Below are 529 nucleotides of genomic sequence, written 5' to 3'. Positions count from 1 at the left end.
TGAGCTGGCGGAGCGTTTCCCGGTGTTCGCGGAGGCGTTGGGCGAGGTCTGCGCGGTGCTGGACCCGTTGCTGCCGCATTCTCTGCGCGAGGTGATGTTCGCCGGTCCTGAGGCGGTGCTGGACGAGACGGGGATGACGCAGCCGGCGTTGTTCGCGTTCGAGGTGGCGTTGTTCCGGCTGGTGGAGTCGCTGGGTGTGCGGCCGGATGTGCTGGCCGGTCATTCGGTGGGTGAGATCGCCGCCGCGCACGTCGCCGGGGTGCTGTCGCTGGCGGACGCGTGTGCGCTGGTCGCGGCCCGGGCCCGGTTGATGCAGGCGCTTCCGTCTGGTGGCGCGATGGTCGCAGTGGCCGCTCCTGAGCAGGACGTGCTGCCGTTGCTGGCCGGCCGGGAGGACGAGGTCGGGGTCGCGGCGGTGAACGGTCCGTCTGCCGTGGTGGTCTCCGGCGCCGAGAAGGCGGTCGAGGAGATCGCCGGCGTGCTGGCCGAGAAGAGCGTACGTACTCGTCGTCTTCGGGTGTCGCACGCC

General features: G+C 70.9%; 1 protein-coding gene. It reads left to right on the top strand.

Going from position 1 to position 529, the window contains the following annotated elements:
• Positions 1-4: 4 nt before the first annotated feature.
• Positions 5-529 (top strand): acyltransferase domain-containing protein (locus IEY93_RS39115; RefSeq protein ID WP_268241610.1); only part of this gene is annotated, 525 nt, incomplete at its 3' end.

The sequence above is a fragment of the Sphaerisporangium melleum genome (assembly GCF_014646695.1).
Classification (GTDB): domain Bacteria; phylum Actinomycetota; class Actinomycetes; order Streptosporangiales; family Streptosporangiaceae; genus Sphaerisporangium; species Sphaerisporangium melleum.
This window is presented reverse-complemented; position numbering and strand designations above follow the sequence as displayed.